We start from the raw sequence: 5625 nt of genomic DNA on the forward strand, positions 1-5625 counted from the left end.
CGTCGCCGACATCACTTTCCTTGCTGGTATCAGCGGCCGGCATGGGCCACCGGCGCGGTGTGCGCGACCACCGCATGCGGGTACGGGCGGCGAAGAAGACGCCTCCGTACCGGCACCGTGGTCACAACGGTACGGGTGTTCATTGCGATACTCCTTCGATGCTGCTGTCTACCGGCGTCAGCTCCACCGATACGCAGTCGTAGATCTTTTCGATCTGCCGGCACAGCGTCTCCGCCGGTCGCTGGCCGTCCACGACCAGCTGCAGGTGCCAGCGTCCGTCATCGGCGGCGTCCGGAGCACCGCTGATCGAACGCGGCGCGAAGCCACGGCGCTCGGCCATGCCGATCACGCGCAGCAGCGCGCCTTCGGCCGGCTGCAGCACCAGGTCAAGCCGGTATTGCATTGGGAGTCTCCTGGCGGGCATGGGCTGGATTGCTTTCCAGCATGGTGCTGTTGGCGGTGTTCGGCGGCACCAGCGGCCACACGTTGGCGCGGGCGTCGATGGCCACGTGCAGCAGCGCCGGGCCCGGCTCGGCCAGCAGCGCGGCCAGGCCACCTTCGACGTCATCGCGCGAATCGATGCGGCTGGCGGCGATGCCGAACACCTGGGCCAGGGCGACGAAATCCGGGTTGTCGGACAGATCGATCTCGCTGTAGCGCTCGGCGAAGAACAGCTCCTGCCACTGCCGGACCATGCCCAGCGAGCTGTTGTCCAGCAGCACGATCTTCACCGGCAACCGGCACCGGGCGATGGTCGCCAGCTCCTGCACGTTCATCATGAAGCTGCCATCGCCGGACACCAGCACCACGGTGCGCTCCGGGCAGGCAAACTGCGCGCCCATCGCCGCCGGCAGGCCGAAGCCCATCGTGCCCAGCGCGCCGCTGGTCAGATGGTTGCGCGGATGATTGAAACGACAATGCTGGGCCACCCACATCTGGTGCTGGCCGACGTCGCAGGCAATCACCGTGTCGGCGGGTGCCAGTTCGCTCAGGCGCTTCAGCAGCGCCGGTGCGTAGATGTGCTGCCCTGGCGCGTCGTAGCGGGCGGCGAAGCGGTCGCGATGCTGCGCACAGCGGCTGCGCCATGCGTCCTGATGGGCCCTGGGGGAGGGGAAGGCCGCATGCAGGGCACGGATGGCGTGGCCGACATTGCCGGGCACGGCGACGTCGGCGCTGCGCAGCTTGGAGATCTCGTACGCATCGGCATCGATATGGACCACGCGCGCGAACGGAGCGAACTCCGCCAGCTTGCCGGTGGCGCGATCATCGAACCGTGCGCCCAGCACAAGCAGCAGATCGCTTTCCTGAACCGCCATGTTGGCAGCGCGGGTGCCGTGCATGCCCAGCATGCCCAGCGACTGCGGATGGTGTGCCGGCAGAGCACCCAGTCCACGCAGGGTCATCACCGTGGGAATGCCACTGGCCTCGACGAAATCGCGCAGGTCCTGCACTGCATCGCCCAGTGCGATGCCACCGCCGGCATACACCACCGGCTTCTCCGCCGCCGCCAGCGCTGCGATGGCGGCGGCAATGGCGTCGCCGGTGGCTGCCGGCGGTGGTTCGACGCTGCTCGGCACATGCACCGGCAGGTGACTGGCATCGGCCACCTGCACGTCCTTGGGCAGGTCGATCAGCACCGGGCCGGGACGTCCTTCGCGGGCAATGCGGAAGGCATCGGCGACCACGCGGGGCAGGTCATCGACGCTGCGTACCAGCCAGCTGTGCTTGACGATCGGCATGGTCAGGCCGAACACATCCAGCTCCTGGAAGGCGTCGGTACCCAGCAGGGGCGTGCCGACCTGGCCGGTGATGCAGACCATCGGCACCGAGTCCAGCATCGCATCGGCGATACCGGTGACCAGGTTCGATGCGCCGGGGCCGGAGGTGGCCACGCAGACGCCCACCTGGCCGCTGGCGCGTGCGAAACCGTTGGCGGCCAGCGCCGCGCCCTGCTCGTGCCGCACCAGGATGTGCTTCAACGACGAATCCACCAGCGCGTCGTAGAACGGCATGATGGTGCCGCCGGGATAGCCGAACAGCGTGCGGACGCCTTCGGCCTCCAGTGCCTGGGTCAGCCAGCGCGCCCCGTTGGGTGGCGCGCTGCGGTGTGTGGAAGAGTTCATGGGGGACCTTGCAAGCGGGTGGGGGAGGGCCGCGTGGTTACGCGGCCTGTCCTTGCAACCAGACCATCTTGGCGCGCAGTTCCTTGCCTACCTTCTCGATCGGATGCTCCAGGTCGGCCTGCTTGAACCGGTTGTAGTTCGGCAGGCCCGCTTCGTACTCGGCCACCCAGTTCTTGGTGAAGGTGCCGTCCTGGATGTCCTTCAGTACTTCCTTCATGCGCTCCTTGGTGCCGGCATCGATCACCCGCGGGCCGCTGACGTAGTCGCCGTACTGCGCGGTTTCGGAGATGAATTCCAGCATGCGCGAGATGCCGCCTTCGTAGAACAGGTCCACGATCAGCTTCAGTTCGTGCAGCACTTCGTAATAGGCGATCTCGGGCTGGTAGCCGGCTTCCACCAGGGTCTCGAAACCGGCCTGCACCAGCGCCGAGGCGCCACCGCACAGCACCGCCTGCTCACCGAACAGGTCGGTCTCGGTTTCTTCCTTGAAGGTGGTCTGGATCAGATTGGCGCGGGCGCCACCCAGACCGGTCGCATAGGCCTGCGCATGCTGCGCGGCCTGGCCGCTGGTGTCCTGGTAGACCGCCCAGATGCAGGGAACGCCACGGCCGATCTCGTACTCGCGACGCACCAGCGCGCCCGGGCCCTTCGGTGCGACCAGCACCACGTCCAGGTCGGCGCGTGGCTCGATCATGCCGTAGTGGACATTGAGGCCGTGGGCGAACAGCAGGCACGCGCCCTGCTTCATGTTGGGCGCCAGCACGTCGTTGTAGAGCTTCTTCTGCACCATGTCCGGAGTCAGCACGGCAACCAGGTCGGCATCCTTCACCGCATCGGCGGGAGCCACGACGGTGAAGCCATCGGCCTGGGCCTTGGCTTCGGTCGGGCCGCCCGGCCGCAGGCCTACCACCACATCGAAGCCGGATTCGCGCAGGTTCAGTGCGTGGGCGCGGCCCTGGCTGCCGTAGCCGATGACGGCGATCTTGGTCTGGGGCAGGTCGTTGGTGCTCATGGGGGAGGTTCCTTGCGGTGGGAAGAAAAAAGAACGGCCGGTCGTCGAAGCGACGTACCGGCCGGTCAGGGGAAAGCGGTGGAGGAGGGGCCGCGCATCGCACAGGAACGGCCGCCACGAGGCATCGTGGTGCAGCAGGTCCGGGTTTTGCAGAAGGCGGTGGTCATGGTGGTTGCGTCTGAAACCAGGTCTTGAAATGAAAAAACCCGCACCTGGGCGGGTGCGGGTTTTTGATCGAGTTCCGGTGTGTTCTCTCTGCTTACACGCTGGCTCGTCCCGCACCTGTTGGTTGGGTAATAAGTACGAGCACAAGAATCGAACGCAGCGACGCGGCGCCGATGTCGGCGGCTTCGATGTGGGTTCGCGGTGGTGTGTTGTGTTGCAGCATGTGATCGAGAGAAACACAGCTGTTTTGACGATGTCAACCCTTGTCGGGGTGATTCCAGGCACTTTCCGCTGCGTCCAGCGGAATCGCTTGTGGCGCAAGGATGGTTGCCACTGAAAGTGTTTCGGTGAACCCGAATTCACTCCTTTCACCAAGGTTTTTGCGCGGATTTTAGGGGTTCCGCCCGCCGGGCATGGCCCGGTGCCGGCAGCGGTCGCCGCGGCCGCCTTGCCCCATGACCTCTGCCCGATACCGCGTGAAGGCCGTAGCGGCGATGATCGGTGCTACCACCCTTCCATCGGAACCCGACTGTGTCCCGACGCCTTGCCCGTTCCCTGCTGGCTGCCGCCGTCCTGGCGGCCATGCCCGCGCTTTCCCTCGCTGCCGACCGCATCACCGGCCACACCTTCGCCACCCGCTCGGAAGTCATCGCGCCTCACGCCATGGCGGCCACTTCGCAGCCACTGGCCACCCAGATCGCACTGGACGTGATGAAGTCCGGCGGCTCGGCGGTCGATGCCGCCATCGCCGCCAATGCCGCGCTGGGCCTGATGGAGCCGACCGGCAATGGCATCGGTGGCGATCTGTTCGCCATCGTCTGGGACCCGAAGACACAGAAGCTGTACGGCTACAACGGGTCCGGCCGCTCGCCGAAGTCGCTGACCCTGGCCGAGTTCCAGCGCCGCGGCCTGAAGGAGATCCCGGCGACCGGGCCGTTGCCGGTCTCCGTGCCGGGTGCCGTCGACGGCTGGTTCGCCCTGCATGGCCGCTTTGGCCGCAAGCCCATGGCCGACAATCTTGCGCCCGCCATCCGCTACGCGCGCGAAGGCCACCCGGTGGCCGAGGTGATCGCCTATTACTGGGATCGTTCCGTGCCACGGCTGTCGCAGTATCCCGGCTTCAAGGAACAGTTCACGGTCAACGGGCATGCCCCGCGCAAGGGCGAGATGTGGAAGAACCCGAACCTGGCCGATACGTTGCAGAAGGTGGCCGACGGCGGCCGGGATGCCTTCTACAAGGGCGAGATCGCCCACACCATCGGCGATTACTTCAAGGCCAATGGTGGCTACCTGAGCTACCAGGACATGGCCGACCACCACGGCGAGTGGGTCGAGCCGGTCAGCAGCAACTATCGCGGTTACGACGTATGGGAGTTGCCGCCGAACAGCCAGGGCATCGCCGCGCTGCAGATTCTCAACGTACTTGAAGGCTACGACTTCTCGAAGATTCCATTCGGCTCTCCCGAGCACGTGCATCTGTTCGTGGAGGCCAAGAAGCTGGCCTTCGCCGATCGTGCGCGCTTCTACGCCGACATGGCCTTCCAGCCCGCACCGGTCCAGAAGCTGATTTCCAAGGAGTATGCCGCGCAGCGGCGTGCACTGATTTCCATGGACAAGGCGTTGAAGGAAGTGCAGCCGGGCACGCCGAAGCAGCTGGAGGAGGGCGATACGATCTACATGACCGTGGCCGATGCTGACGGCATGATGGTGTCGCTGATCCAGTCGAACTACCGCGGGATGGGCAGCGGCATGGCGCCACCGGGGCTCGGCTTCATCCTGCAGGACCGCGGCGAGATGTTCGTGCTGCAGAAGAACCATCCGAACGGCTACGCACCGGGCAAGCGTCCGTTCCAGACCATCATTCCGGCGTTCATCACCAAGGATGGAAAGCCCTATGCCAGTTTCGGCGTGATGGGCGGTGCGATGCAGCCGCAGGGCCACGCGCAGATCGTGATGAACCTGGTGGACTTCGGCATGAACCTGCAGGAGGCCGGAGATGCACCGCGCATCCAGCATGAAGGTTCCACGGAGCCGACCGGACAGGCCACGGCGATGACCGATGGGGGGGAGGTGAACCTGGAGACGGGCTTCCCGTACGAAACGGTGCGTGCGCTGATGCGCAAGGGGCATCGCATCGTGTTCGCCGACGGTCCGTACGGCGGGTATCAGGCGATCATGCGGGATCCGGACACGGGCGTGTACTACGGCGCGTCGGAGAGTCGGAAGGATGGGCAGGCGGCGGGGTATTGAGGTCTCCCGGCCACCGGGCTGAGCCCGCTCGCGGCTGATCGCCAGAGCCGATCATGGATTGGGACGTGCGGATGG

At 65.9% G+C, this 5625-nt stretch carries 4 protein-coding genes; 1 reads left to right on the forward strand and 3 read right to left on the reverse strand.

Annotated features, from left to right (window positions below; translation table 11 throughout):
* Positions 1 to 139: 139 nt before the first annotated feature.
* From N7367_RS19150 to ilvC, 3 genes are read right to left on the reverse strand one after another with little or no spacing between them, the layout of a single operon-like run.
* Positions 140 to 403, reverse strand: coding sequence for an ACT domain-containing protein (locus N7367_RS19150; RefSeq protein WP_053520294.1), 264 nt, complete (start codon positions 401 to 403; stop codon positions 140 to 142).
* A complete protein-coding gene (ilvG, locus tag N7367_RS19155; RefSeq protein ID WP_065181710.1) occupies positions 387 to 2123 on the reverse strand; it encodes an acetolactate synthase 2 catalytic subunit in 1737 nt (578 codons plus the stop codon). The genes N7367_RS19150 and ilvG overlap by 17 nt, the downstream gene beginning before the upstream one ends.
* A 37-nt stretch (positions 2124 to 2160) precedes the next feature.
* Complete coding sequence (gene ilvC / locus N7367_RS19160) at positions 2161 to 3135, reverse strand: ketol-acid reductoisomerase (RefSeq protein WP_053520296.1); 975 nt, start codon at positions 3133 to 3135, stop codon at positions 2161 to 2163.
* A 696-nt stretch (positions 3136 to 3831) separates the two neighbouring features.
* On the opposite strand from ilvC, the gene ggt reads away from it, so the two are divergent.
* Positions 3832 to 5550, forward strand: a complete 1719-nt coding sequence (gene ggt / locus N7367_RS19165; RefSeq protein ID WP_053520297.1) for a gamma-glutamyltransferase — start codon at positions 3832 to 3834, stop codon at positions 5548 to 5550.
* Positions 5551 to 5625: the final 75 nt, after the last annotated feature.

It is taken from the genome of Stenotrophomonas sp. GD04145 (assembly GCF_029835135.1).
Lineage (GTDB): Bacteria > Pseudomonadota > Gammaproteobacteria > Xanthomonadales > Xanthomonadaceae > Stenotrophomonas > Stenotrophomonas maltophilia_P.

Coding starts and splice junctions, on each gene's coding strand:
- N7367_RS19150 (WP_053520294.1), bottom strand. CDS start 403: ATGCAATACCGGCTTGACCTGGTGCTGCAGCCGGCCGAAGGCGCGCTG.
- ilvG (WP_065181710.1), bottom strand. CDS start 2,123: ATGAACTCTTCCACACACCGCAGCGCGCCACCCAACGGGGCGCGCTGG.
- ilvC (WP_053520296.1), bottom strand. CDS start 3,135: ATGAGCACCAACGACCTGCCCCAGACCAAGATCGCCGTCATCGGCTAC.